The 23,626-nt window shown below is 75.2% G+C and carries 27 protein-coding genes and 1 riboswitch; of the genes, 15 read left to right on the top strand and 12 right to left on the bottom strand.

Going from position 1 to position 23,626, the window contains the following annotated elements; translation table 11 throughout:
* Positions 1 to 198: 198 nt before the first annotated feature.
* The 6 genes from GCU56_RS19070 to glgA form a co-directional block, all read right to left on the bottom strand.
* A complete protein-coding gene (locus tag GCU56_RS19070) occupies positions 199 to 609 on the bottom strand; it encodes a response regulator (RefSeq protein WP_163483325.1) in 411 nt (136 codons plus the stop codon).
* Positions 610 to 840: 231 nt separating this feature from the next.
* Positions 841 to 1,575, bottom strand: coding sequence for a GAF domain-containing protein (locus tag GCU56_RS19065; RefSeq protein WP_163483324.1), 735 nt, complete (start codon positions 1,573 to 1,575; stop codon positions 841 to 843).
* 80 nt (positions 1,576 to 1,655) lie between these two features.
* A complete protein-coding gene (locus GCU56_RS19060) occupies positions 1,656 to 2,459 on the bottom strand; it encodes an ABC transporter ATP-binding protein (protein WP_345771944.1) in 804 nt (267 codons plus the stop codon).
* Complete coding sequence (locus GCU56_RS19055; protein WP_345771943.1) at positions 2,456 to 3,544, bottom strand: FecCD family ABC transporter permease; 1,089 nt, start codon at positions 3,542 to 3,544, stop codon at positions 2,456 to 2,458. The genes GCU56_RS19060 and GCU56_RS19055 overlap by 4 nt, the downstream gene beginning before the upstream one ends.
* Positions 3,545 to 3,555: 11 nt before the next feature.
* A complete protein-coding gene (locus GCU56_RS19050) occupies positions 3,556 to 4,509 on the bottom strand; it encodes an ABC transporter substrate-binding protein (RefSeq protein ID WP_204332417.1) in 954 nt (317 codons plus the stop codon).
* Between the two features lie 53 nt (positions 4,510 to 4,562).
* Positions 4,563 to 4,698: riboswitch (adenosylcobalamin (AdoCbl) riboswitch) on the bottom strand.
* Between the two features lie 35 nt (positions 4,699 to 4,733).
* A complete protein-coding gene (gene glgA / locus GCU56_RS19045; RefSeq protein WP_163483322.1) occupies positions 4,734 to 5,906 on the bottom strand; it encodes a glycogen synthase in 1,173 nt (390 codons plus the stop codon).
* 179 nt (positions 5,907 to 6,085) lie between these two features.
* Here glgA and glgC point away from each other — a divergent pair, with 179 nt between their 5' ends.
* Positions 6,086 to 7,306, top strand: coding sequence for a glucose-1-phosphate adenylyltransferase (gene glgC, locus GCU56_RS19040; protein ID WP_163483321.1), 1,221 nt, complete (start codon positions 6,086 to 6,088; stop codon positions 7,304 to 7,306).
* 88 nt (positions 7,307 to 7,394) lie between these two features.
* Positions 7,395 to 7,895, top strand: coding sequence for a 2'-5' RNA ligase family protein (locus GCU56_RS19035; protein WP_345771942.1), 501 nt, complete (start codon positions 7,395 to 7,397; stop codon positions 7,893 to 7,895).
* A gap of 23 nt (positions 7,896 to 7,918) precedes the next feature.
* Here GCU56_RS19035 and GCU56_RS19030 read toward each other — a convergent pair whose 3' ends face one another.
* A complete protein-coding gene (locus GCU56_RS19030) occupies positions 7,919 to 8,569 on the bottom strand; it encodes an O-methyltransferase (RefSeq protein WP_163483319.1) in 651 nt (216 codons plus the stop codon).
* Positions 8,570 to 8,757: 188 nt separating this feature from the next.
* Here GCU56_RS19030 and sigE point away from each other — a divergent pair, with 188 nt between their 5' ends.
* From sigE to GCU56_RS19005, 5 genes are all read left to right on the top strand, one after another.
* Entirely contained in the window at positions 8,758 to 9,354 is a 597-nt protein-coding gene (gene sigE, locus GCU56_RS19025) for an RNA polymerase sigma factor SigE (RefSeq protein ID WP_163483318.1), read from the top strand.
* Positions 9,351 to 9,935, top strand: a complete 585-nt coding sequence (locus GCU56_RS19020) for a zf-HC2 domain-containing protein (RefSeq protein WP_163483317.1) — start codon at positions 9,351 to 9,353, stop codon at positions 9,933 to 9,935. Before sigE ends, GCU56_RS19020 begins: the two co-directional genes overlap by 4 nt.
* Before the next feature lie 155 nt (positions 9,936 to 10,090).
* Positions 10,091 to 11,530 (top strand): S1C family serine protease, encoded by a 1,440-nt coding sequence (locus GCU56_RS19015; RefSeq protein WP_345771941.1) that lies wholly within the window; start codon positions 10,091 to 10,093, stop codon positions 11,528 to 11,530.
* 92 nt (positions 11,531 to 11,622) lie between these two features.
* Positions 11,623 to 12,003: a twin-arginine translocase TatA/TatE family subunit gene (locus GCU56_RS19010; RefSeq protein WP_163483316.1), complete on the top strand. Its 381-nt coding sequence runs from the start codon at positions 11,623 to 11,625 to the stop codon at positions 12,001 to 12,003.
* A 134-nt stretch (positions 12,004 to 12,137) separates the two neighbouring features.
* Positions 12,138 to 12,746: a mycothiol-dependent nitroreductase Rv2466c family protein gene (locus tag GCU56_RS19005; RefSeq protein ID WP_204332416.1), complete on the top strand. Its 609-nt coding sequence runs from the start codon at positions 12,138 to 12,140 to the stop codon at positions 12,744 to 12,746.
* 103 nt (positions 12,747 to 12,849) lie between these two features.
* Here the strand turns inward: GCU56_RS19005 and GCU56_RS19000 are convergent, their stop codons facing one another.
* Entirely contained in the window at positions 12,850 to 14,001 is a 1,152-nt protein-coding gene (locus GCU56_RS19000) for an Mrp/NBP35 family ATP-binding protein (RefSeq protein ID WP_163483315.1), read from the bottom strand.
* Between the two features lie 175 nt (positions 14,002 to 14,176).
* Here GCU56_RS19000 and GCU56_RS18995 point away from each other — a divergent pair, with 175 nt between their 5' ends.
* The 4 genes from GCU56_RS18995 to GCU56_RS18980 are packed head-to-tail and all read left to right on the top strand — an operon-like array spanning position 14,177 to position 16,342.
* Positions 14,177 to 14,869 (top strand): AzlC family ABC transporter permease, encoded by a 693-nt coding sequence (locus tag GCU56_RS18995; RefSeq protein ID WP_345771940.1) that lies wholly within the window; start codon positions 14,177 to 14,179, stop codon positions 14,867 to 14,869.
* A complete protein-coding gene (locus GCU56_RS18990) occupies positions 14,866 to 15,183 on the top strand; it encodes an AzlD domain-containing protein (protein WP_163483314.1) in 318 nt (105 codons plus the stop codon). The genes GCU56_RS18995 and GCU56_RS18990 overlap by 4 nt, the downstream gene beginning before the upstream one ends.
* 44 nt (positions 15,184 to 15,227) lie before the next feature.
* Complete coding sequence (locus tag GCU56_RS25335; RefSeq protein WP_204332415.1) at positions 15,228 to 15,734, top strand: GNAT family N-acetyltransferase; 507 nt, start codon at positions 15,228 to 15,230, stop codon at positions 15,732 to 15,734.
* A complete protein-coding gene (locus GCU56_RS18980; protein WP_163483313.1) occupies positions 15,731 to 16,342 on the top strand; it encodes a DUF6518 family protein in 612 nt (203 codons plus the stop codon). The genes GCU56_RS25335 and GCU56_RS18980 overlap by 4 nt, the downstream gene beginning before the upstream one ends.
* Here GCU56_RS18980 and GCU56_RS18975 read toward each other — a convergent pair.
* Both GCU56_RS18975 and GCU56_RS25330 read right to left on the bottom strand, forming a co-directional pair.
* The gene (locus tag GCU56_RS18975) at positions 16,335 to 16,850 is read right to left on the bottom strand and encodes a DUF1003 domain-containing protein (protein WP_163483312.1); all 516 of its coding nucleotides are present in this window, start codon (positions 16,848 to 16,850) and stop codon (positions 16,335 to 16,337) included. The genes GCU56_RS18980 and GCU56_RS18975 overlap by 8 nt on opposite strands.
* On the bottom strand, positions 16,843 to 18,081 hold the full coding sequence (locus GCU56_RS25330; protein ID WP_163483311.1) for a magnesium transporter MgtE N-terminal domain-containing protein: 1,239 nt from the start codon (positions 18,079 to 18,081) through the stop codon (positions 16,843 to 16,845). Before GCU56_RS25330 ends, GCU56_RS18975 begins: the two co-directional genes overlap by 8 nt.
* Positions 18,082 to 18,180: 99 nt before the next feature.
* Between GCU56_RS25330 and GCU56_RS18965 the strand changes: the two genes are divergently transcribed.
* The 3 genes from GCU56_RS18965 to GCU56_RS18955 all read left to right on the top strand — a co-directional run bounded on the left by GCU56_RS18965 (position 18,181) and on the right by GCU56_RS18955 (position 21,109).
* A complete protein-coding gene (locus tag GCU56_RS18965) occupies positions 18,181 to 19,083 on the top strand; it encodes a PhzF family phenazine biosynthesis isomerase (RefSeq protein ID WP_163483310.1) in 903 nt (300 codons plus the stop codon).
* 128 nt (positions 19,084 to 19,211) lie between these two features.
* Positions 19,212 to 20,105, top strand: a complete 894-nt coding sequence (locus GCU56_RS18960) for a DMT family transporter (protein ID WP_345771939.1) — start codon at positions 19,212 to 19,214, stop codon at positions 20,103 to 20,105.
* 53 nt (positions 20,106 to 20,158) lie between these two features.
* A complete protein-coding gene (locus tag GCU56_RS18955) occupies positions 20,159 to 21,109 on the top strand; it encodes an aldolase/citrate lyase family protein (protein WP_163483309.1) in 951 nt (316 codons plus the stop codon).
* Positions 21,110 to 21,140: 31 nt separating this feature from the next.
* On the opposite strand, the gene GCU56_RS18950 is transcribed toward GCU56_RS18955, so the two are convergent.
* Together GCU56_RS18950 and GCU56_RS18945 are read right to left on the bottom strand one after the other, a co-directional pair.
* Positions 21,141 to 21,578, bottom strand: coding sequence for a DUF4190 domain-containing protein (locus GCU56_RS18950; protein ID WP_163483308.1), 438 nt, complete (start codon positions 21,576 to 21,578; stop codon positions 21,141 to 21,143).
* A 20-nt stretch (positions 21,579 to 21,598) separates the two neighbouring features.
* Positions 21,599 to 22,279: a hypothetical protein gene (locus tag GCU56_RS18945; RefSeq protein ID WP_163483307.1), complete on the bottom strand. Its 681-nt coding sequence runs from the start codon at positions 22,277 to 22,279 to the stop codon at positions 21,599 to 21,601.
* A 101-nt stretch (positions 22,280 to 22,380) separates the two neighbouring features.
* On the opposite strand from GCU56_RS18945, the gene GCU56_RS18940 reads away from it, so the two are divergent.
* Entirely contained in the window at positions 22,381 to 23,580 is a 1,200-nt protein-coding gene (locus GCU56_RS18940; protein ID WP_163483306.1) for an acyl-CoA dehydrogenase family protein, read from the top strand.
* Positions 23,581 to 23,626 lie beyond the last annotated feature (46 nt).

Raw genomic sequence — 23,626 nt, 5'->3', positions numbered from 1 at the left:
CCCCGTCGTGTCCATGCTCCACGCCACCCGACTGGAGCGCACCCATATGACCTGACGCGAGGGCCTTCTGACCAGGGGTCATGTGACTTTTCGTGACCAAGGTCCCCCCACGATCGGGGAGGCCCTGAGTGTGTCGATACTCTGCGTGTACGGAACGATGAAGTTCCGCTGTTCACGCTCGTCACCCTGGAGTGTGTCTCACCCGCTCGCCGAGGCGGTGGCGGCCGCGTCGCTCCAGGCGGTTCCCCCGGCGGCCACCGTGCGGACGTGGTCGGGCAGCGCGCCCGGGTCGTCGCCCTTGAGCAGGTATCCGACGACCCCGATCTCCTGGGCCTCCCTGACCAGCGCAGGGGTCAGGGAACCGGTCAGCACGACGATCCGGGTGTCCGGATCGTCGGAGAGCAGTTGCCGGGCGGCCTGCAGCCCGGTCACCCGCGGCATGGACAGGTCGAGGAGCACGACGTCGGGCTGGGTCCGGCGGGCGGCGTCGAGCACCTGCTCGCCGTCCTCGCACTGGGCGACGACGGTGACGTCCCCGCTGGCGGTGAAGAGCTCGACCAGGGAGTCCCGGACGAACGCATGGTCGTCGGCCAGCAGCACCTTGATCACGCGTCACCTCCTTCTCTGTCACCCCGGTCGGACGGAACCGAGCGGAGACCGTACCCACCGGCGCTGGGGCATCATGCGCCGGGAGGCTGGTCCGCGGCCCACAGTGTCGCAACCGGGGGCACCCGCAGACAGGCTGCGACACAGCCGAACGGCGGGGGTGGCCGACCCCCAATCGCGGGGGTGTGCGCGACCGTCCGGTGACGCAGCGTGAGGACTGCGGGGGTCACAGCGCTACGAGTCGTCACGTCCCGCGCGGAGCGTGGCCGGGTCCAGCCGGCCGGCCACCACGTCCTCGGCCAGGTCGTCGACCGACCGGTCGGCCGACCAGGCCGCGGCCCGGAGCAGGTCCAGAGCCGCGGGCGCGTCGTCCTCGAGCGCCATCGTCAACCGGCCGATCGCCTCCCACACCGCCGCACGCCGCTGCGCCGCCGGCCCGTGCAGCCACGCCGGACCGCCGTGCTCCGACCACGGCGACCACACGGCCGCCTCCGACAGCGCGGAGGTGACCAGGTCACCGACGGCGACGGCCTCGAAGACGTCGAGGTCGGTCACCGTCGACTCGTCCACGAAGAACAGGTCCAGCGCGCCCCGGCCGGCGAGGGTCTCACCCAGGGGCAGCGCGACCACCGCACGGTAGGGCGTCTGCTCGGCCAGCAGCCCGGCGAAGGTCGGCCAGCGGCGGTCGAGGTCCTCGAACACCGCGAACACCGGCTCCCGCTTCTCCTGTGCCGTCTCGCAGGGGCCGCTGCCGGCGGTGAACTGCAGGCGTTCGGCGGTGGACGCCTCGGCCGAGCTCGCCCCCAGGGGGATGCGCCGGCCGGTGCGGTCCAGCACGCTCAGGCCGGCGCCGTCGACGCGCAGGGTCTGGGCGCAGGCCCGGGAGAGCCGTACCGGCAGGAGTTCCGGCCCGGCGGCGTGGTCGGAGTCGTAGCCCAGCGCGGCGGTGAAGCGCTCGGCGATGGTCACGTGCCGATGATGCGCCACTCCGTGGGCGGGCACCGGGTGACCGTGCTCGGCCGGCCGCACCGACCGGGAGGCCCGGTCGATCAGGCCCGGTGGCGTTCGGGGCCGCGGAGGGGCAGGACGGCGGGGCCGTGCGGCCCGGGGACCACCTCGGCGCGGGCGCCGTAGTGGCTCTGCAGCGCCTCGGCGGTGAGGACGTCGGCCGGCCGGCCCTCGGCCACCACCTGGCCCTGCGAGAGGAGAGCCAGCCGGTCGGCGTACTGCCCGGCCAGGCTCAGGTCGTGCAGCGTGCTGAGCACGGTCAGCCCGTCCTGCCGGCGCAGCCGGTCGACGAGGTCGAGGACCTGCTGGGCGTGCCCGAGGTCGAGGGCCGCGGTGGGCTCGTCGAGGAGCAGCACCCGGGGCTGCTGGGCCAGCGCCCGGGCCAGGACGGCGCGCTGCTGCTCACCTCCGGACAGGGTGGCGACGAAGCGCCCGGCCAGCTCGGTGAGCTCGAGCCGTGCCATGACGTCGGCCACCACCTGCCGGTCCACCGTCCGGGGAGCGGCGAGCAGCGCCCGGTGGGGTGTCCGGCCGAGGGTCACGTAGTCCCCGGTGGTGACCCCCTCGGGCACCACCGGGCGCTGGGGGGCGTAGGCGAGCGTCCGGGCGCGCTCCCGGCGGGGCATCCCGGTGGTCGGGACACCGTCGACCCGGACCTGCCCCGCGTGCGGGTGGAAGCCGAGCACCGAGCGCAGCAGGGTGGACTTGCCCGACCCGTTCGGCCCGATGACCGCCGTCCACCCGCCCGGGGCCACGTCCAGCCGGACGTTGTCGAGGACGCGGGTGCGGCCGTACGCCGCGGTCAGCCCGACCACCTCCACCCGCGCACCGCCCGGCCCGGTCACCGCCGCCGCGCCCCCGTCCACAGCAGCCCGGCGAAGAACGGGGCGCCGACGAAGGCGGTCACCACGCCGATCGGCAGCTCGGCCGGGGCCAGCACCACCCGGGCGACGAGGTCGGCCAGCACGAGGAACGCGCCACCGGTGAGCAGGGCGACCGGCAGCACCCGGGCGTGCGAGCCGCCGACCAGCCGCCGGGCGATGTGCGGCACGACCAGCCCGACGAAGCCGATCAGCCCGCTGACCGCCACGGCCGACGCCGTGGCCAGCGAGGCGGCGACGATGACCAGCAGCCGCAGCCGGCCGGGGTGGACGCCCAGGGACCGGGCCTCGTCGTCGCCGACCGCCAGGACGTCCAGCGCACGTCCGCAGAGCAGGAGGACGACGCAGGCGGTGCCGAGGTAGGGCAGCACCAGCACCACGTCGCTCCACTGCGCGCGGCCCAGCTGCCCGAGCAGCCAGCCGTACACCTCGCGCAGGTCGTCGGTGTTCTGCTGCTGCACCAGCGTCTGCGCGGCGGCGAGGAAGGAGGCGACCGCGACACCGGCGAGCAGCAGCGTGGCGCTGTGCGATCCGCCGGCCGCGGTGCCGAGGGCCAGCGCCGAGCCGACGCCGACGAGCGCGCCGGCGAACGCGGCGAGCGGGACCACGCCGACCGGCCCCAGCGACGTCCCCGGCGCGTAGGCGATGACGAGGGTGGCGCCCAGCCCGGCCCCGGCGGCGGCGCCCAGCAGGTAGGGGTCGGCCAGCGGGTTGCGGAAGACCCCCTGGTAGGCCGCGCCCGCGATCGCCAGGCCCGCCCCGACGAGGGCGGCCAGCACCACCCGCGGCAGCCGCAGCTGCAGCAGCACTGCCGCGCCGGTGCCCTCCAGCCCGCCCGGCACCTCCACCCCGAGCGGCCCCAGGGCGCGGTCGGCCAGGGTGGCCACGACGGCGCCCGGCGGCAGGGGGAGGGCGCCCACCCAGATGCCGCCGAGCATCGCCAGCACCAGCGCCGCGCCGGCGCCCCACGGGACGAGGGTCGTCCGGCGGCGTACCCGCCGGGTCCCGGCCGGGGGCGCTGCCCGGGTGCCGCCGGTGGTGGCCGTCACCGTGCGCCTGCTCAGCCCCGCAGGGTCGCGGCGACCGACTCGGCGAAGTCGGCCACCCGCGGGCCCCACCGGGAGGCGACGGAGTCGTCGGCCTCGACCACCCGGCCCTCGCGCACCGCCGGCACGGTGTCGAACGCCGGCCGCTGGGCGAACGTCGCGGCGCTCTCACCACAGCACAGGGTGTCGGCCAGGACCACCAGGTCCGGCGCCTGCCCGACGACGTACTCGGCCGAGAGCTGCGGGTAGCCCCCGGCGGTGTCGGCGGCCCCGTCGGCGATGTTCTCCAGCCCGAACAGCGTGTAGACGCCGCCGATGAACGTGTCGCTGGTCGCGGAGTAGAAGCTCGGGTCCAGCTCGTGGTAGACCCGCAGCCCCCGGGCCTCGGCGGGCACGGACTCCACGGCGGCGTCGATCCGGTCCTGGACCTCGGCGACCACGTCGGCCGCCTCCTCGGCGTGCCCCGTGGCCTCGCCGAGGGTCTCCATCTGCGCGTAGCTGTCCTCGAGGGTGTCCGCCGCGCCCAGCAGCAGGGTCGGCACCGCGAGCGCGTCGAGGGCGTCCACGATCCCGTTGAGGTCGTCGCTGAGGACGACGAGGTCGGGGGAGTAGCCGGCGATCGCCTCGGCGTTCGGGGTGAAGGACGACAGGTCGGTCGTCGGGGCCTCGGCAGGGAAGTCCGACGTGCTGTCGACCGCCTCGACCTGGTCGCCGGCCCCCATCGCGAAGAGCATCTCGGTCGCCGACGCGGACATGGAGACGATGGTCTCCGGCCGCGCCTCCAGCGTCACGTCGCCGGCGTCGCCGGTGACGGTGACCGGGAAGTCCGCCGCGGCCGGGGCGGCGCTGCCGCCGCCGTCCCCGGTGGACCCGCCGTCCCCACCACAGGCCGACAGCGCCAGGACGAGGGCGAGCGGGGCGGTGAGCAGCGAGCGACGCCGCACGGTCCGGGGGGAGGGGCTGGGCAACGGGGGCCTCCTGGAGAGGCGGCGCACGCCGCCCACGGGGCGCCCGACGCCCGATGCGCGACCCTTGCCGCGAGGGTCGTGACATGACGCACGGCAGGCGATCTGGCTCAGGTCCGCAGGGGACCCTCACAGTTGCGGGACAGCGCCGGGTTTCCACCGGACTTCGCTGCGCGTGCGTCACCGGCGCGTGGCCGGCGGACGGACGGTACCAGGGGGCGGAGGGGTCAGCCGCGGCCGTCGAGGACGGCGGAGTAGACGCCGACGGTCTGCTGGGCGATGGCCGGCCAGCCGAACTCCGACAGCACCCGCTCGCGGCCGGCCGCGCCCATGACCGCCGCGCGATCGGGGTCCAGGGCCAGCTCGGTGATCCGCTCCGCGAGGCCGCGCTCGAAGGCGGCCGGGTCGGCGGGGTCGTACGGGACGAGCAGCCCGGTCCGCCCGTCGGCGACCACCTCCGGGATCCCTCCGACGGCGCTGGCGACGACGGCGGTGCCGCAGGCGGCGGCCTCCAGGTTGACGATGCCCAGCGGCTCGTAGACCGACGGCACCACGAACACGGTGGCCGCGGTGATCAGCGGCACGAGCTGCTCGCGGGGCAGCATGGCCTCGATCCACACCACCCCGCCGCGCCGTGCCTGCAGGGCCGCGACCGCGTCGGCGACCTGCTGCCGCTCGGCCGGGGTGTCGGGCGCGCCGGCGCAGAGCACCAGCCCGACCTCGGGCGGCAGCTGCTCGGCCGCTGCCAGCAGGTGCCCGACACCCTTCTGCCGGGTGATCCGGCCGACGAACAGCGCGTACGGGCGGTCGAGGTCCACGCCGAGGCTGCGGACGACGTCCGGGGCGTCCACCGGGCGGTAGGCCTCGGCGTCGACACCGTTGCCGACGACGTGCACCCGGGCGGGGTCCAGGTCGGGATAGGCGTCCAGCACGTCGGCCCGCATCCCCCGGCTCACGGCGACCACGGCGTCGGCGGCGAGGTAGGCCGTCCGTTCCACCCAGGACGACAGCCGGTAGCCGCCGCCCAGCTGGTCGGCCTTCCACGGGCGCCGCGGCTCGAGGGAGTGGGCGGTCACCACGTGCGGCGCACCGTGCACCAGGGAGGCGAGCAGACCGGCGGCGTTGGCGTACCAGGTGTGGCTGTGCACCAGGTCGGCATCGCCGAGGGCACCGGCGATCTCGACGTCGACCCCCATGGCCTGCAGGGCGCCGTTGGCGCCGGCGAGCCCGGCGGGGACGGCGTGCCCGGTCGCGTCGGAGCGCGGGTCGCCGAAGCAGTGGACGTCGATCTCCGGCCCGGCCGGCAGCGCCCGGAGCGCCGCGACGAGGTGCTCCACGTGCACCCCGGCGCCGCCGTAGACGTCCGGCGGCCACTCCCGGGTCACCATGCCGATGCGCATGCGGCTCACCCTAGGAGAGTGCTTCCGCCAAGGCCTTCCTGCAGGGGCCCGCCGCGAGCGTGCGAGCGGTGGGGGGCAGGGAGGTCCTCGCTCCCTCGCAGGCTCGTGGCGGTGCCCTGGAGGGAGCCGCGCGCACCGGCATGCGGCGCCCGCTCCCACCAGCGGCTACGTTGCGTCACATGCGTGGCGGTCCTCGGGTACTCGGCATCGTCCTGGCGGGCGGTGAGGGGAAGCGGCTGGCCCCCCTCACCCAGGACCGGGCAAAGCCGGCGGTGCCCTTCGGAGGCAACTACCGGCTCATCGACTTCGTGCTCTCCAACCTGGTGAACGCCGAGATCCGGCAGATCGCCGTCCTCACCCAGTACAAGAGCCACAGCCTCGACCGGCACATCACGACGACCTGGCGGCTGTCGCAGATGCTGGGCAACTTCATCACCCCGGTGCCGGCGCAGCAGCGGCTCGGGCCGCGCTGGTACACCGGCAGCGCCGACGCGATCTTCCAGAGCCTCAACCTCATCTACGACGCCCGGCCCGACATCGTCATGGTCTTCGGTGCCGACCACGTGTACCGGATGGACCCGGCGCAGATGATCGACCAGCACCTGCAGACCGGGGCGGGGGTGACCATCGCGGGCCTGCGGGTCCCGCGGGCGGAGGCCACCGAGTTCGGCGTCATCGACGCCGACGCCGACGGCAGGGTCCGCGGGTTCCTGGAGAAGCCGGCCGAGCCCCCGGGGCTGCCGGACTCGCCCGAGGAGAGCTTCGCCTCGATGGGCAACTACGTCTTCAGCACCGACGCGCTGCTCGAGGCGCTGCGCGCCGACGCGGAGGACGAGAACTCGGTGCACGACATGGGCGGCTCGATCATGCCGATGCTCGCCGACGCGGGGCAGGCGTGGGTCTACGACTTCTCGACCAACATCGTCCCCGGCGCCACCGAGCGTGACCACGGCTACTGGCGGGACGTCGGGACGATCGACTCCTACTTCGACGCGCACATGGACCTGGTCTCGGTCACGCCCATCTTCAACCTCTACAACGACCGCTGGCCGATCCTGACCTTCCCTCCGCAGCTGCCCCCCGCGAAGTTCGTGCTGGGCGGGCGGGCGGAGGAGTCGATGGTCAGCGCCGGCGCGATCATCGGCGGGGGCTCGGTGCACAACTCCGTGATCGCGCCGGGCGTCCGCGTCGAGCGGGGGGCTCGCGTCGAGGACAGCGTGCTCATGGACGGCGTCTACGTCGGCGAGGGCGCCTACGTCCGCAAGGCCATCCTCGACAAGAACGTCGTCGTCCCGCCGTGGGCCCGGATCGGTGTCGACGTGATCGGCGACGCCGATCGCTACCACGTCAGCGCCGGTGGGGTCACCGTCCTGGGCAAGGGCGCCCGGGCCTACGTGTAGGACCCCGCTGCCCCCCACCGCTCGCAGGCTCGGGGCGGGCTCCCTGCAGAGTGGCCGGCCGCCCGTCACGCCACCGGAGGACGCCCGCGTGTCCGAGCCCTTGATCGTGACGCTGCTGCTGGGGGACGAGGCGCAGGCGCGGTTCGACCGGTTGCGCGCCGCGCACTTCCCTCCCGAGCGCAACCACGTCGGCGCGCACGTCACGCTCTTCCACGCGCTGCCGGGCGACCGGGTGGACGCCGTGGCCGCCGACCTCGAGGCCGCGGCCGCACGTCCGCCGTTCGAGGTCGCCGTCACCGGGCTGCGGCTGCTCGGCCGGGGCGTCGCCTACACCCTGGAGTCGGCCGAGCTCGCCGCCCTGCGCGCCGGGCTCGCGGCCGCGTGGCACCCGTGGCTCACCCCGCAGGACCGCCAGCGGCACGCGCCGCACGTCACGGTGCAGAACAAGGTCGACCCGGCGGTCGCCCGCGGGCTGCGGGACCGGCTGGCCGAGGGGTTCGTCCCCGGCGCCGTGCCGGCGCGCGGCCTGGGCCTGTGGCGCTACCTCGGCGGCCCGTGGCAGGCGGTCGCGGCGTACCCGTTCGGCTGAGCGCCGGCCTCCCCGCGCGTCCGTCAGCGGCGCCGGGTCGCCACCAGCAGGCCAGCCCCGATCGGCAGGACGGCGGCGGTGAGGTCCTCGTGCTCCCGCACCCGGCGAGCGAGTTCCCGCCAGGTGACCGTCTGCTCGTCGCGGGCCGAGCGGTCGGCGATCCGGCCGCCGTCGAGCAGGCCGTGCAGGGTCAGCGTGCCGCCCACCCGCACCAGCTCGACCAGCGCGCCGAGGTGCGCCGCGTACTCGGTCGGGGCTCCCGCGCAGACCACCATGTCGTAGGCGCCGGGGGACAGCCGGGGCAGCACCTCCCCGGGCGTGCCGAAGATCATCCGGGTCCGCCCGGGCGCGAAGCCGGCCTCGGCGAACGCCGTCCGTGCGGCGCGCAGCTGCTCGGGGTCGCCGTCCAGGGCGGTGAGGACGCCGTCGGGACGCATCCCCTGCAGCAGCCACAGCCCGACCACCCCGCCACCACTGCCGATCGAGACCACCGACCGGGCTGCGCCACCGGCCGCCAGCACCGCGAGGGTGGCTCCGACGGCGGGCCCCACCGGGGGCGGTCCGGACAGCCGCGATGCGCGTGCCCGGGCGGCCAGGAGGGCCGGCGTCTCGGTCGCGAAGCGGTCGGCGTACGCGGCGACGTCCCTCCCCGGCCCCGGTGCCTCGGCGCTCATCACCGGGCGAGGGTAGTGGCCGGTCGGGGTCCCGCCCGTGCGACCGGCCAGCTGTGAGCTCCCTGTGAACGGGAACACGACATCGACTCCGGCCCGTTGTCCCCGACGTGCGCCCCAAGCGAGCCGCGACCCCCCGACCCGCCGACGTCGGAGGGGCCGCCACTGCCTCCGTCTGCGATCCTGGAGGCGTGCCCGACGCCCCTCTCCCCGGCCACGACGCCGCTGCCACCGGCGCCGGCGTCGAGCCCTGGGTGGCGCCGACGTGGGAGCAGGTCGTCCGCGACCACTCCGCCCGGGTCTACCGCCTGGCCTACCGGCTGTCGGGCAACCCGCAGGACGCCGAGGACCTGACCCAGGAGACGTTCGTCCGGGTGTTCCGCTCCCTCGCCGACTTCTCGCCCGGCACCTTCGAGGGCTGGCTGCACCGCATCACGACCAACCTCTTCCTCGACATGGTCCGCCGGCGCCAGCGGATCCGGTTCGACGCGCTGCCCGAGGACACCGAGCGACTGCCGGGCACCGCGCCGAGCCCGGAGCAGGTCTACTCCGACACCCACCTCGACCCGCAGGTGCAGGCGGCCCTCGACGCGCTCTCCCCGGAGTTCCGGGTCGCCGTCGTCCTCTGCGACATCGAGGGCCTCACCTACGAGGAGATCGCGGCGACCCTCGGCATCAAGCTCGGCACGGTCCGCAGCCGCATCCACCGCGGCCGGGTGCAGCTGCGCGAGGCCCTGGCGCACCTGGCCCCGCGCCGTCCGGTGGCCGCCGACGGAGGGCTGGGGTGAGCATCCCGGAGAGCCACCTGGCGCAGGAGGCCATCGCCGCCCTGGTGGACGGCGAGCTGGCCGGCGGTCCCGCTGCCCGCGCCGCCCGGCACCTCACCGGCTGCGCGCAGTGCCGCATGGCGGTGCAGGCCCAGCGGGAGGCCAAGGAGGCGCTGCACACCTGTGCCGACGTGACCGTGCCCGGCGACCTGCTCTCCCGGCTGCGCGCCATCCCCTTCACCACCGACGTCCCCGGCATCGGGGGCGGCCCGGGCGCCCTCAGCGTGGGCCGGGGACAGCTGACCGTCAGCGGTGCCTCCGGGTCGTGGTCGGTCCCGCTGGACCCGGCTCCGGTCGCGCCGGGCCACCCGGGCCAGGCCCGCTGGCTGCGCCGCGGCGTCGCGGGCGCGCTCGCCGGGCTCGGTCTCGGCGTCACGGCGCTCGCCCTGAACCTGCCCGCCGACGGCATCGACCGCGACCGGACGCCGCCCGCGTCGGTGGCCGGTCCCTCCCCGGGTGAGCGCACCGAGATCGTGCCGCCGGTGGTCCGGGCCGTCACCGTGGACACCTCCCGGAACACCGGCACGGGCGGGACGCCCTGAACCGCCCGACCGGAACCCCGACGGGGGAGGACCCGCTGCCCGAGGACCCGCAGAGCGCGGTCCCGGCGCCGTCGGCCGACGTCCCCGACGAGGTCTTCTCGCGCCCACGGGACGGCGTCGGCGGCTTCGACCCGCCGCACGACGCCCCGAGACCCGTGCTGGTCTCACCGCCCGCGACGAGCCCCGCCCAGCAGGCCGCCTTCGGCCGCCCCGCCAGGGTCGACGGCAGCTTCGCCGGCGATCGCCCGACGCCACCGCCGCCGCCCGTCCCGCCGCCCCCGCCCGAGGCCGTCCTGCGTGCGTTCGCGCCGCCGGTGGCCGCCGCGCGCGGGCTCCAGGAGCCTCCGGGCGGTCGCCCCGGGCGCCGGCGCACCGCCACCGGTCCGTGGTGGAAGGCCGACGCGCGCGCCGACCCCTGGCGGGACCCGCACGCCCCGGCGGGGCTCACCGGCCCGGCGGTGTTCGAGGAGGACGAGCAGTCCGGGCCGATCGTGGTGGACCCGAAGGGCCGCAAGCGGCTGCGGCTGCGCGACCTGTCGATCCGGCTCTCGGTCCTGGTGGTCCTCGCCGTCCTGCTGATCGGCGCCCTGGGCGGTGCGGCGGGCTACCTGCTCACCCGCACGGCGGACGAGTCGCCGTTGCTGGCGCCGGGCACGCAGCTCAACGAGTCGGAGGAGGGCGTGGCCCGCGAACCGGGCTCGGTCTCCGACATCGCCGAGCGGGTGACCCCCGCGGTCGTCTCGGTGGAGGTGCGCCTCGGCGAGGCCGGCGCCACCGGCTCGGGGGTCGTCATCGACGGCGCGAACGGCTACATCGTCACCAACAACCACGTGATCTCCGGGGCCGACGGGGTGGAGGGCGCCGAGATCCGCGCGGTGTTCTTCGACGGCAGCGGGTCGGCCGCCCGGATCGTCGGGCGCGACCCGGCCAGCGACGTCGCCGTCCTCAAGGTCGAGAAGCCCGCCCTGCTGACGGCCGCGCTCGGCGACTCCGGCGACGTCGTCGTCGGGGACCCGGTGGTGGCCATCGGCTCCCCGCTCGGCCTGGCCAGCACGGTCACCAGCGGCATCGTCAGCGCCCTGGACCGGCCGGTCCGCCTCTCCGGCGAGGGCAGTGACACCAACGCGGTCATCAGCGCCGTGCAGACCGACGCCCCCATCAACCCGGGCAACTCCGGCGGCGCGCTGGTCAACGGCGCCGGCGAGGTCATCGGCATCAACACCGCGATCGCGTCGCTGGGCGGCGGCAGCGTGGGCCTGGGCTTCGCCATCCCGATCGACACCGTCCGGGACATCGCCGAGCAGCTGATCAGCACCGGGCGCGCCGTGCACGCCGCCCTGGGCGTCAACGCCCGCTCGGTCACCGACAGCGCCCGGGACGGCGCGCTGGTGGTCAACGTCGAGCCCGGCAGCGCCGCGGCCGAGGCCGGCATCCGCGAGCAGGACGTCATCATCGCCGTCGACGGGGACGCCGTCGGCAGCTCCGAGGAACTGGTGGTCGCGGTCGACGCGCACGAGCCCGGCGAGACGATCAGCGTCGAGCTGGTCCGCAACGGCTCGTCGCAGACCGTCGAGGCGGTCCTGGACGAGGCCTGAGGCCCCCCCATGTGGGCACTGACTCCGGGCGGGAACGCACCTAGGCTGGGGTCCGCGGGCGCAGGGGATCCGTGGGGAGAGGGGAGCGGAGCGTGTTCGACTCGATCGGCTGGGGCGAGATCATCGTCCTCGCGCTCGCCGCGCTGTTCATCTTCGGTCCCGAGCGTCTGCCCGACCTGGCCAAGGACGCGGCCGCCGGCCTGAAGAAGGCCCGCTCGGCGATCACCGGCATGCGGGCCCAGATGGACGAGTCGCTGGGCGAGGACCTCGCCCACCTGCGCGACCTCGACCTCCGCCAGTACCACCCGAAGACGTTCATCCGGAACCAGTTGCTGGCCGACGACGACGCCCCCCCGGTCCGCCGCGGCGGCACCAACGGCTCGGTCGGCCTCACCAAGGCGTCCTCGGGGGCCACGGCGGTCCGCTCCCGCGACGCCGGGACCCCGCCCCCGTTCGACCCCGACGCGACGTGATCCGTCGTCCTCCGGACGACCCCGCGGCCACGTGCCGTCCCGGTCCGCGCTGAGCCCCTGCGCGCGTCCGGGCCGGGAACTCCCCGGCCCTGCGACCGGTCCACAGCCCCGCCCGGCTGGCAGGCTCCCTAGACGTGGACGGGGTGGTCGTCGACTGCTGGTTCGACCCGAGCTGCCCCTACACCTGGCTGACCGCCTGCTGGCTCCGTGAGGTCGAGCAGGTGCGGCCGGTGCGGGCGCGCTGGCACGTGATGAGCCTGGCGGTGCTCAACGAGGGGCGCGACGACGACCCCGAGGGGGATCCCGAGGGGTGGCTCTGGCAGCCGGTGCGGTTGTTCGCCGTCGTCGGGGAGCGGTACGGCCAGGACTCCCTGGCGGCGCTCTACCGTTCCTACGGCGAGGCGGTGCACGAGCGGGGTGAGTGGCCGGACGTCCCCGGGCTCCTGGCGCGCCTCGGTCTGCCCGCCGACCTGGCCGCGGTGATGGGCTCGGCCGGGTCCGACGACGTGGTGCGGGCGTCGCACGCGGCCGGCGTGCGGCTGGTCGGCCCGCACGTGGGCACCCCGATCGTGGCGGTGGAGGGGCCGGATGCCCGCCGGACGGCGTGGTTCGGCCCGGTGGTGTCCCGCGTCCCGCGCGGGGAGGCGGCCGGCCGGCTGTGGGACGGCACCCTCCTGGTGACGGCCACCGAGGGGTTCCACGAGCTCAAGGGACGGCCGCACGCCGAGCCGCGCACGGGATGACGACGCCGCGGCCACCTCGAGGGCCCCAGCGCGCGAGCGGTGGGGGTGGCCCCGTCCCGTCCCGCCCTGAGCTCGCGAAGGGCGGGGAGGACGGGGTCCTCTCTCAGCGGCGGACCGGGCTGAGCCCCAGCGACATGCCGGCCAGGCCGCGCTGCCGGCTGGCCAGCCCGTCGGCGATCGCGGTCAGGGCCTTCGCCGCGGGGGACTCCGGCTCGGCCAGCACCACCGGGGCGCCCGCGTCGCCGGCCTCGCGCACCCGGGTGTCCAGCGGGATCTGACCGAGCAGCGGGACGCGGGCACCCAGGGTGCGGGTCAGTGCGTCGGAGACGGCCTCGCCACCACCGGAGCCGAAGACCTCGACGCGCGAGCCGTCGGGGAGGTCCATCCACGACATGTTCTCGATGACCCCGACCACCTGCTGGTGGGTCTGGGTGGCGATGGCCCCGGCCCGCTCGGCCACCTCGGCGGCGGCGAGCTGCGGCGTGGTGACCACCAGGATCTCGGCGTTCGGCAGCAGCTGGGCGATCGAGATCGCGACGTCGCCGGTGCCCGGCGGCAGGTCCAGCAGCAGGACGTCGAGGTCGCCCCACCACACGTCGGCGAGGAACTGCTGCAGCGCCCGGTGCAGCATCGGCCCGCGCCAGACGACGGGGGTGTTGCCGGGCGTGAACATGCCGATCGAGATGACCTTCACGCCGTACGCCTGCGGCGGCATGATCATGTTGTCGACCTGGGTCGGCTTGTCGTCGACCCCGAGCATCCGCGGCACGGAGTGGCCGTAGATGTCGGCGTCCACGACCCCCACCGACAGGCCGCGCTTGGACAGCGACGCGGCCAGGTTGACGGTGACGCTGGACTTGCCGACACCGCCCTTGCCCGAGGCGACGGCGTACACGCGGGTCAGCGAGCCCGGCTGGGCGAACGGGATGACCGGGTCGGGGGCGTCGGTGCCGCGCACGGTGCGGCGCAGCTCGGCGCGCTGCTCGTCGTCCATCACGTCGAGCTCGACCTGGACGGCGCGGACCCCGGCGACGGCGGAGACCGCCTGGGTGACCCGGTTGGTGATGGTCTCGCGCATCGGGCAGCCGGAGACGGTGAGGTAGACCGCGACGCGGACGGTGCCGTCGGCATCGATCTGCACGTCCTTGACCATGCCCAGCTCGGTCAGCGGGCGGTTGATCTCCGGGTCCTGCACGGTGGCCAGAGCGGCCGTGACGGCGTCGAGCGCCGGCGTGCCGGTCAGCGGGGCGGACATGGTTGCGTCTGTCTCCTTCGGCGGGAGCACCCGGTCCGGTCAGCCGCGAGGCGGCGGCGACCTGCGCACACGGGTCCTCTCCCCACTGTACTGCGGAGCCGGCGGGGACCCGGGGCGAGCAGGGGTGATCCGGTACTCACCGGGACGGTCGGCGGTGGTCACTAGCCTCGTCGCCGTGTCCGACGCCCGTTCCGCCACCCTGCGCGACGCGATGGGGCTGGGGCTGGCCGTCGGGCTCTACGGTGCCGCGTTCGGTGCCGCTGCCGACGCCGCCGGGCTCGCCGTGTGGCAGGCCGTCGTCCTCTCCGCGCTGATGTTCACCGGCGCCTCGCAGTTCGCGCTGGTCGGGGTGCTCGGCGCCGGGGGCGGCGGGCCGGCCGCCATCGGCAGCGCGCTGCTGCTCGGCACCCGCAACACCCTCTACGGCGTGCGCCTGCTCCCGCTGCTGGAGCCGCGGGGGTGGTGGCGGCGGCTGGGTGCCGCTCACTGGGTGATCGACGAGACGACGGCGCTGGCGGTGGCCGCCCCCGACCGCCGGCAGGCGCGGCTGGCCTTCGTCGTCGGCGGTGCCACGCTGTACCTCACCTGGAACGCGACGACGGTGGCCGGGGCGCTGGGCGCGGCCGCGCTCGGCGAGACCGCGCGGGCGGCGCTGGACGCCGTCGTGCCGGCCGCCTTCCTGGCGCTGCTGTGGCCGCGGCTGCAGCGCGGGTACCCCGAGGCCGCCGTCCAGCGGCGGGTGGCGCTGGCCGGCGCGGCGGTCGCGCTCCTGCTCACCCCGGTCGTGCCGCCCGGCGTCCAGGTGGTCGCGGCTGCCGTCGCGGTCGCACTGGCCGGCCGGCCGCGGCCGGCGGCGGTGACCTCGTGAGCGGCGGCACGCTGTGGACGGTGGTGCTCGTCGCCTCGCTGGGCTGCTACCTGCTCAAGCTGGCGGGCCTGTCGGTGCCGTCGGCCTGGGTGCAGCGGCCGTGGGTGACCCGCGTCGTCGACTTCGTGCCGGCCGCGCTGCTGGCCGCGCTGGTGGCCGTGCAGGCGGCGACGACCGACGACCGGCTCGTCCTCGACGGGCGGCTGGCCGGGCTGGCCGTGGCGGCCCTGGCCCTGGCGATGCGGGCGCCGTTCATCGTCGTCCTCGTGCTGGCCGGGGCGACCGGCGCGCTGGTGCACGTGCTCGCCGGCTGAGGCATACGGTGCCCGGGCCGTCCCAGCGCCCGGAGAGGAGTCCCGTGACCGACGACCCGGCCGTCCACCCCCTGCCCGCCGGGGTCGTGCTGCGCCGTGCCACGCCGGAGGACGCCGGCGAGGTCCTCACCCTGCAGCGGGCCGCCTACGTCCCCGAGGCGCGCCGGTACCGCGACCTCGACCTGCCGCCGCTGGTCCAGGACCTCGACGACCTGACGGCGGAGCTGGGGCAGGTGCTGGCGCTGGTCGCCGTCCGCGGTGCCCGCATCGTCGGCTCGGTGCGTGGCAGGGTGTCCGACGGGGTCGTCGCGATCGGCCGGCTGACCGTGGCACCGGACTGCCAGGGGCGCGGCATCGGCACCGCGCTGCTGACCGCGCTCGAGTCCGCGGCCGCACCGGTGGCCCGGCGGGCGACGCTGTTCACCGGGGCCGACAGCGAGGAGAACCTGGCGCTGTACCGGCGCCTGGGCTACGTCGAGGAGCGCCGGTCCTGGCTCGGCGACTCCGTGCAGCTGGTACACCTGGGCAAACCGCTCGAGGGCTCCGGATGACGGTCACCTCGGCGCCGGCGGGGCGGCGGACGGCGACGGTGCTGCCGCTGCTCGCCGTCCTGGGGTTGCTCGCCGGGAGCGTTGCCAAGGCGGCCGACGAGTCGAGCCTGGCCTGGGCCGCCGACCTGGGCTCCTACCCGGCCAGCTGGGTCCTCGCGGTGGCGGTGATCGGGCGCGCGGCAGCCACCCCGCGCGCGGCCGCGGTCCGCGCTGCCGTGTTCTTCGCCGCGATGAGCGTCGCCTACTACGCGTGGGCCGCCCTCGTCCTCGGGTTCGGCTGGAACCGGCTGCTCGGCGCCTGGCTGCTGCTGTCGGTCACCGCGGTCCCGGCGGTGGGTGCGGCGGCCCAGTGGGCGACCCGGCGGGCCGGCCCGCTCCCCGGGGGCCTGCTGGCCGGCGCGGCGGGGATCGTGCTGGCCGGCGGCGCGGTGCTCCCAGGCCCGGGTGCCCACCCCGTGCAGGCGGTCGCCGACGTGCTGGTCGCCGCGGTCGTGGTCGTGGTGCTCCCTCGGCACGGCCGGACGCGGCTGTGGGCGCTCGTCTGCCTCGCCCCGGCCACCTGGCTGGCCGGCTCCGGGCTGGACGTGCTGCGCGCGGTCCTCAGCTGACGGGGTCGCGCTTCTTCTTCGACTTCTTCTCCCGCCGCTCGCCGTCCTCGCCGCCGTCGTCGGACAGACGGCTGAGCTCGCCGCGGATGAAGTCCCGGGTGGCCAGCTCGCCGATCGCGACCCGCAGTGCGGCCAGCTCGCGGGCCAGGTACTCGGTGTCGGCGCGGGTGGAGGCCGCGCGGGCACGGTCCTCCTCGGACTGCACGCGGTCGCGGTCGGCCTGCCGGTTCTGCGCCAGGAGGATCAGTGGCGCGGCGTAGGCCGCCTGCGTGGAGAAGGCCAGGTTGAGCAGGATGAACGGATAGGGGTCCCAGCGCAGCTGCACCGCGAAGACGTTCAGGGCGATCCAGACGATGACGATGATCGTCTGGACGGCGAGGAACCGGCCGGTGCCGAGGAACCGGGCGATGCCCTCGGCGAAGCGGCCGATCGCGTCGGGGTCCAGCCGCAGGACGCTGCCGAAGCCGCGTGCCCCGCGCGGGACGTCGAGACGGCGGCCCTCAACCACGACGGGCCCGCTCGCGCCAGTCGTCGGGCAGCAGGTGGTCGAGGACGTCGTCGACGCTGACCGCTCCCACGAGCCGGCCCTGGGCGTCGACGACCGGCGCGGCCACCAGGTTGTAGGTCGCGAAGTAGCGGGTCACCTCGGCCAGCGGCGCCTCCGGCCGCAGCGGCTCCATGTCGTCCAGCGACCCGCTGACCAGGGTGGACGGCGGCTCGCGGAGCAGCCGCTGGATGTGCGCCAGCCCCAGGTAGCGGCCGGTGGGCGTCGCCGACGGCGGCCGGCAGACGTACACCTGGCTGGCCAGCGCCGGCGTCAGCTCCGGGTCACGCACCCGGGCCAGGGCCTCGGCGATCGTCGCGTCGGGGGTGAGGATGACCGGCTCGCTGGTCATGATCCCGCCGGCGGTGTCCTCGGAGTACTGCAGCAGCTGGCGCACCGGCTCGGCCTCGTCGGGCTCCATGAGCTCGAGCAGCCGGTTGCGGTCGACGTTGGACAGCTCGGCGAGCAGGTCGGCGGCGTCGTCGGGGTCCATCACCTCCAGCACGTCGGCGGCCCGGTGCTCGGTCAGCGTGCCCAGGATGACGATCTGGTCGGCCTCGGGGAGCTCGCCGAGCACGTCGGCCAGGCGCTCGTCGTCCATCGCCTCGGCCACCTCGTGGCGGCGTTTGATCGGCAGCTCCTGCAACGCGTGCGCCATGTCGGCCGCGTTGAGCTCCCGGTAGGTGGCGATCAGCGTCTCGGCGCCCTGCCCGGTCTGCGGCAGCGCCAGGCCCTGCACCTCGTCCCACGCCAGCTGGTGCAGCTGGCCCCGGCGGCCGATCCGGCCGGGCTCCTGCACCGCCAGCCGGGACAGCACCCAGTCGCCGGTGCGGAGCTGCTCCATGCCGGCGTCCACCACGTGCGCCGGGCGGCCGGACTCGGCGATCTGCACCGACCGGTCCAGCAGCTCGCCGAGGACCAGCGTCTCGCCGGCCCGCTGCTCGAACCGTTTCAGGTTCAGCGTGCCGGACCCGAGGACCACCGCACCGGGGTCCAGTGCGGTGATCCGGCCCATCGGCACGAAGATCCGGCGGCGGGCGACCACCTCGACGACCAGGCCCAGGACCCGCGGCGCGGCCGACCCCACCCGCAGCGCCACGACCACGTCGCGGACCTTGCCGACGCGGTCACCGTTGGGGTCGAAGACGGTCAGCCCGGCGAGCCGCGAGACGTACGCCCTGGTCACCGTGGTCACGGGTCCTCCTCGCGAGCTCGTCGGCCCCGTGACCGGGGTGCTGTCTCCCTGCGTGACCTCGCGAGCTCGGTCACGGGTCCTGAGGCTACCGTCGCCGATGTGTCGTCCCCCGGAGCAGAGCTCGACTACGAGGTCGTCGACGTCTTCGCCCCGCGTGCCTTCGCGGGCAACCCGCTGGCGGTGGTCTTCGACGCCGACGACCTGAGCACCGAGCAGTGCCAGGCGCTGGCCGACGAGTTCCACCTGTCGGAGACCTCGTTCCTGTGCGCGCCACGGGCAGGGCGTGACGGTCACCCCGGCCCGGCCGGCGGTCCGGCGGCCGACTACCGGGTGCGGATCTTCACGCCCTACGCCGAGCTGCCCTTCGCCGGTCACCCGAGCGTCGGCGCCGCGCACACGCTGGTCCGCACCGGCCGGCTGCCCGCGGGCCGGCTGCGGCAGGAGTGCGGGGTCGGCGTCCTCGACCTGGTGGTGGACGACGAGGGAGCGACGCTGTCGGGCGGGACGCCGACCCTCGAGGACGGTCCCGACCCCGCGGTGCTGGCGCGCGCGATGGGCCTGTCGGCCGCCGACGCGGTCGGCGTCCCGGCGCACGTGGCCGGTTGCGGGCTGCCGTTCACCTTCCTCGCCGTCCGGCCCGAGGTGGTCGACGCGGCCCGGCCGGACCCCGCGCTGCTGGGCGAGCTGGGCGTGGGGGAGGGGGTCTCGGTCCTGTCGTGGGACGGCGCGACCGCCTACGCCCGGGTGTTCGCCGCCGACCTGCAGTGGGGCGAGGACCCGGCCACCGGCTCGGCCGCCCTGGGCACCGGCGTGTGGCTGGCGGCCGCCGGGCTGGTCGCCGGCGACGGGACGTCGTCCTACGTGGTCCGCCAGGGCGAGCGGCTGGGTCGGCCGTCGGTGCTCTCGTGCACGGTCACCGCCTCGGGTGGCCGCGCGGTCGGGGCGACCACGCACGGTGCCGTCGTGCCCATCGCCCGCGGCCGCATCCGGGTGCCCTCCTGAGAGAGGACCCCTCTCAGGCCCACTCCCGGGGCCGGGCCCGAGGGTGCGAGGGGCGGGGAGGAGTGGCTCCTCCTGCACGCTCCGCTCGGCGTGAGCCTCTGGAAGGGGCCGGGGCGGGGGCGTGGGCGGTGCACCGGCCCGGGGGGCGGGACGTCGCCATCATGGCGCTGGCGGTCGTCGGCATCTCGCTCTCGGCGCCGCTGACCACCCTGGTCACCGCACCGATGCTGGCGCTGGCCTTCTGGCGCAACGTCGGCGGCGCCGCCGTCCTGCTGCCGGTCCTGCTCCTCCGGGAGCGCTCGACGCTGGCCGGGCTGCGGCTGCGCGACCTGCGCAGCTCGGTCCTCGCCGGGCTCTTCCTCGCCGCGCACTTCGCCGCCTGGCTGCCCAGCCTGTCGATGACGACCGTCGCCGCCTCGACGGCCCTGGTGACGACCACCCCCGTCTGGACCGCGCTGGCCGCCCGCCTCAGCGGGGTGCGGCTGCCCGCGGCGATCTGGTGGGGCCTGGTGCTCGCGGTGCTCGGCGTCGGCCTCATCGCCGGCGTCGACGTCCGGGTCAGCCTCGAGGCCCTGGCCGGTGACGGTCTGGCGCTGCTGGGCGCGATCTGTGCCGGTGGGTACGTGCTGGCCGGCGCGCGGGCCCGGCAGCGGCTGTCCACGTCGGCCTACGCGGTGGTGTGCTACTCGGTCTGCGCGGTGGCGATCGCCGTCTCGGCCGCCGTCGTGGACGCCCCGCTGGGCGGGTTCAGCGGCCGCGACTGGCTGCTGATCGCGGCGATCACCGTCTGCGCCCAGCTGCTGGGGCACACCTTGCTCAACCTGGTGCTGTCCTCGGTCGGCCCGACCGTGGTGAGCCTGGTGGTGCTGCTGGAGGTCCCCGGCGCGCTGCTGTTCGCGCTGGTCTTCCTCCAGCAGGTGCCGCCCCTGCTGGCCCTGCCCGGGGTGGCCCTGGTGGTGGCCGGCGTCGCGCTGGTGGTGCGGGCCAGCCGCCCGTCCACCCTGGTCGAGCCCGCGACCTGAGGTCCGATCCCGGCCATCGTGGCCACGATGGCCGTCGTGGCTACGCTCCGGGCGTGGCCGAGCTCCGATCCCGCCGTTCGAACCTCGCCGTCCCGGGCAGCAACCCCCGGTTCCTGGAGAAGGCCAAGGGGCTGCCGGCCGACCAGGTGTTCCTCGATCTCGAGGACGCCTGCGCGCCGCTGGCCAAACCCGGTGCGCGCAAGAACATCGTCGCGGCGCTGAACGAGGGCGGCTGGGGCGAGAAGATCCGCACGGTCCGGGTGAACGACTGGACGACGGAGTGGACCTTCACCGACGTGATCGAGGTCGTCGGCGGCGCCGGCGCGGAACTCGACTGCCTGATGCTGCCGAAGGTCGTCGACGCCGGCCAGGTGCAGGCGCTGGACCTGCTGCTCACCCAGGTCGAGAAGGCCAACGGCCTGGAGGTGGGCCGGATCGGCATCGAGGCGCAGATCGAGACGGCGCGGGGGCTGATCAACGTCAACCAGATCGCCGCCGCCAGCCCCCGCATCGAGACGATCATCTACGGCCCGGCCGACTTCATGGCCAGCATCAACATGAAGTCCCTGGTGGTCGGGGCGCTGCACCCGGACTACCCGGGCGACCCGTACCACTACATCCTCATGCAGATCCTCATGGCCGCCCGGGCCTGTGGCGTGCAGGCCATCGACGGCCCGTTCCTCCAGGTCCGTGACGTGCCGGCGTTCGAGGAGGTGGCCCGGCGCTCGGCGATGCTCGGGTTCGACGGCAAGTGGGTGCTGCACCCGGGCCAGATCGACGCGGCCAACGAGATCTACGCACCGTCCCAGGCCGACTACGACCACGCCGAGCTGATCCTCGACGCCTACGAGTGGGCCACGTCGGAAGCCGGCGGCGCCAAGGGGTCGGCGATGCTCGGCGACGAGATGATCGACGAGGCCAGCCGCAAGATGGCCCTGGTCATCGCGGGCAAGGGCCGAGCCGCCGGGATGTCCCGGACGTCCTCGTTCACCCCGCCCGAGTAGGAGGACCCCCTTCCCGTGCAGGGGGTCCCGTTCAGGGGCCGAACGAGGCGCCGGCCAGCGACGCCACGGCGACGAACCAGCCCACGATGGCGAGGACGACGAATCCGCACACGATGCCGCCGACGATGATCCCGGTCAGCGCCAGGCCGTCGCCCTCCTCACCGGTCTCCCGGATCTGCCGCCGCGCGACGATCCCGAGGACCAGCCCGGCCGGGGCAAAGACGAACGCCATCACCAGGGCGAGGATGGCCAGGGTGTTGGTCGGCCGCTGGTAGCCGTACCCGGGCAGCGGAGAGCCCGGTGGCGGGCCGTAGCCGGGGGGCGGGCCGTAGCCGGGGGGCGGGCCCCAGCCAGGTGGCGGGCCCCAGCCCGCAGGTGGCGCGTAGCCGGGCGCGGGGCCGACCGGTGCGTACTGCGGCGGCGGTGGGCTGGCGGCGTCGCCCCGGTACAGGCCGTCGTCGCTGGTCATCTGGGTCCTCTCGGGCGGGGTCAGAGGCCGATCGCCGGCCCGGGCAGCGCGACCAGACGGGTGGCGATGCCCTGGGCGGCCGTCGCGCCCGCCGCAGCATCCTCCGCGATCAGCACGCTGACCACCGCGCCACGCCCCTGGGCGATCACGTCCTGCACGGCCCCGTCTGCGAGTTGGACGCGCACCGCGACGACGGTGCCGGCCAGTCCCTCGACGACGGGCGGGTCGACGATGGTGCGGTCCTCGGCCGGGCAGGACTCGAAGGCGTCGCGGAGCTCGGTCAGGGCGAGCGCGCCGGCCTCGGCCGAGTCGTAGGCGATCGCCTCCGACGCGAGCAGCGCGTCGCCGGCCGGGTCCAGTCCGACGACCGGGAACTTCGCCGTCCGGCGCTGGTCGGAGGCGAAGGCGACCCCGCAGATGCCGTCGAGGCTCGGGTCGTCGGAGAGGTCGCCGTCGGGCACCGGGTTGGCCTGCACCGACCAGCCCGCCGGCACGTCCGCGGCCCGCAGCGCGACCGCGAGGGCCGCCGCCGCGGGAGTGTCGGCCGCCGCCGGGTCCGCGGCGGCCGCGGCCGACTGCTCGGCCTGGGCGGGGGAGGGGTCACCGGTGGGGGTGGCGGTCCCGCCGTCCCCGGGGTCGCTGCCGCAGCCGGCCAGCAGCAGGACGGCGGCGGCGACGGCGGCGGCCAGGCGGGACCTCACCGGCGCGACGGTAGCCCGCCCCGGCGGGGGACCGGGTAGCCCGGCGGCGGGGCCCATACTCACCGGTAACCGGACACCGGAGCCCCCGGAGGAGCGACGCGATGACCCGCCTGGCGCAGACCGCCGACCTGACCGACATCCAGCAGGAGATCCTGTCGACGGTCAGGAGCTTCGTCGACAAGGAGATCATCCCGCACGCCCAGGAGCTCGAGCACGGCGACGTCTACCCGCAGGAGATCGTCGACGGGCTCAAGGAGCTCGGCATCTTCGGGCTGATGATCCCCGAGGAGTTCGGCGGTCTCGGCGAGTCGCTGCTGACCTACGCGCTCGTCGTCGAGGAGATCGCCCGCGGCTGGATGAGCGTCTCCGGCGTCATCAACACGCACTTCATCGTCGCCTACATGCTGCGCCAGCACGGCACGCAGGAGCAGAAGGAGTACTACCTGCCCCGCATGGCCACCGGCGAGGTGCGCGGTGCCTTCTCGATGTCCGAGCCGGGGTTGGGCTCCGACGTCGCCGGCATCCGCACCAAGGCCGTCGAGCGGGCCGACGGCGGCTACGTCATCGACGGCCAGAAGATGTGGCTGACCAACGGCGGGAGCTCGACCCTGGTGGCGGCGCTGGTGCGCACCGACGAGGGTGCGGAGAAGGCCCACCAGAACCTGACCACGTTCCTGGTGGAGAAGCCGGCCGGCTTCGGGGAGGTCCTCCCCGGGCTCACCATCCCCGGCAAGATCGACAAGATGGGCTACAAGGGCGTCGACACCACCGAGCTGGTGTTCGACGGCTACCGGGCCTCAGCCGACGACGTCCTCGGCGGGGTCCCCGGCCGCGGCTTCGCGCAGATGATGGACGGCGTCGAGGTGGGCCGGGTGAACGTCGCCGCCCGCGCCTGCGGCATCTCGATCCGGGCCTTCGAGCTGGCGGTGGCCTACGCCCAGCAGCGGGAGACCTTCGGCAAGCCGATCGCCCAGCACCAGGCCATCGCGTTCCAGCTCGCCGAGATGGCGACCAAGGTCGAGGCCGCTCACCTGATGATGGTCAACGCGGCCCGGCTCAAGGACCGCGGTGAGCGCAACGACGTCGAGGCCGGTATGGCCAAGCTGCTGGCCAGCGAGTACTGCGCCGAGGTGACCACCCAGTCGTTCCGCATCCACGGCGGGTACGGCTACTCCAAGGAGTATGAGATCGAGCGGCTCATGCGCGAGGCCCCGTTCCTGCTCATCGGTGAGGGCACCAGCGAGATCCAGAAGACGATCATCAGCCGGGGGCTGCTCAAGGAGTACGCGCTCAAGCGCTGAGGCGGGTCAGCCGACCCCCGCGGACTCTCGGCGCCGGAAGTCCGCG

This window comes from Geodermatophilus sabuli, assembly GCF_010686765.1.
Taxonomy (GTDB): Bacteria; Actinomycetota; Actinomycetes; order Mycobacteriales; family Geodermatophilaceae; genus Geodermatophilus; species Geodermatophilus sabuli_A.
This window is presented reverse-complemented; position numbering and strand designations above follow the sequence as displayed.

What these genes read in the sequence shown, in the direction of transcription:
- GCU56_RS19000 (WP_163483315.1), bottom strand. Translation starts at nt 14,001, where the DNA reads ATGTCCGCCCCGCTGACCGGCACGCCGGCGCTCGACGCCGTCACGGCC.
- glgA (WP_163483322.1), bottom strand. Translation starts at nt 5,906, where the DNA reads ATGCGCATCGGCATGGTGACCCGGGAGTGGCCGCCGGACGTCTACGGC.
- glgC (WP_163483321.1), top strand. Translation starts at nt 6,086, where the DNA reads ATGCGTGGCGGTCCTCGGGTACTCGGCATCGTCCTGGCGGGCGGTGAG.
- GCU56_RS19030 (WP_163483319.1), bottom strand. Translation starts at nt 8,569, where the DNA reads ATGAGCGCCGAGGCACCGGGGCCGGGGAGGGACGTCGCCGCGTACGCC.
- GCU56_RS18950 (WP_163483308.1), bottom strand. Translation starts at nt 21,578, where the DNA reads ATGACCAGCGACGACGGCCTGTACCGGGGCGACGCCGCCAGCCCACCG.
- GCU56_RS18980 (WP_163483313.1), top strand. Translation starts at nt 15,731, where the DNA reads ATGACGGTCACCTCGGCGCCGGCGGGGCGGCGGACGGCGACGGTGCTG.
- GCU56_RS18940 (WP_163483306.1), top strand. Translation starts at nt 22,381, where the DNA reads ATGACCCGCCTGGCGCAGACCGCCGACCTGACCGACATCCAGCAGGAG.